General features: G+C 71.0%; 2 protein-coding genes. One reads left to right on the plus strand and one right to left on the minus strand.

Features of this window, described 5'->3' with window-relative positions; genetic code table 11:
• Positions 1 to 373: 373 nt before the first annotated feature.
• On the plus strand, positions 374 to 544 hold the full coding sequence (locus BBK14_RS38360) for a hypothetical protein (RefSeq protein WP_198541311.1): 171 nt from the start codon (positions 374 to 376) through the stop codon (positions 542 to 544).
• A gap of 183 nt (positions 545 to 727) precedes the next feature.
• Here BBK14_RS38360 and BBK14_RS38365 read toward each other — a convergent pair.
• Positions 728 to 1,043, minus strand: a 316-nt coding sequence (locus BBK14_RS38365) for a hypothetical protein (protein WP_157904282.1), incomplete at its 5' end; no start/stop codon positions are given.

Genomic DNA, 1,043 nt, shown 5'->3' on the forward strand with positions numbered 1-1,043 from the left:
GCGGTATTGACGCTCGGCTTGCCGTAGGGGTCGGGAACCCTCGGGGGAGCGGGGCGGCGTTTTGCCATAGTTGTTCATCATGACCGAAAGCGGTCGACTACGTCGGCAACAGTTGCGTGATCGACGGGCCTGCCGGGAGCCGGGTCGGCGACGCAGGCCGGCGCCGCCAGGCCAACGGCGTTACCGTCGAAGCACGGTCGTTGTGCGACCGGTTCGCGGGTGCCTGATTTCCGGCAGTCCCACCGGGGCCCCGCGCACGACGTCCAGGAGGGCGGACGGATCACCGGGCCGTGGCGTCGGCGTATCCCTGGGACATCGCTGGCCGCGCCGTTCGTGGCCAGCAGCGCTGGCCCCGTGGCGACACCGAGGCGCGATGACGGGGAGGAACACCGTCATGGGCAAGCCCACTCCGATGGACCACGAGTCCGCGGGCCGCATCAGCGCCGCCGCCGACCGCGACCCGGATTCGCCGACCGCACGCAGCGGTTTCGACGAGCGGGCGCAGGAAGCGGCTGACCGCAACGAGGCGGCGGAGGAGGACTAATCGGGCCGGGCGCGGGCCTGACCCACTCCGGGCGGAGATCTTACATCCGCTGGTCTCCGCCCGGGGCCATCCTCGTCACCGCCGTGCAGGGACGCCGGCGGCGGTGACGATGGCCAGTCCCGCGTCCGCATCTCGGTTCGGCGCCTGCGCCACGACATGACCGTCCATGCGGCCTGGTGGCACTTATGCCGCGCCCACCAGGGCCCTCGGTGCCGCGGCGCCCTCGCATGTGGGTTCTGCCGCTTCCTCGTCCTGCTTCCGTCTTGCCTTCATCTTCCGATGTTCACGCGTGCAGGCCGTCCACACTGCCCACGAGAAGTCATGCCGCCTCAGGACGCCAGCCACCGTCATGGCCGTCCCGGATGCCTCCTCGACGATCGCCTCGTACAGGGCGGACCCCACGCTGACGCGCCGTTCGCCCGTCAGCGTGGCAAGCTCCTCCGCCAGGTCCTCCAGCTCGAAGCCGGTGCGCACCTCGAGCGCGGCGTCGCCATCGCGC

The organism is Parafrankia soli (genome assembly GCF_001854695.1).
Classification (GTDB): Bacteria; Actinomycetota; Actinomycetes; order Frankiales; family Frankiaceae; genus Parafrankia; species Parafrankia soli.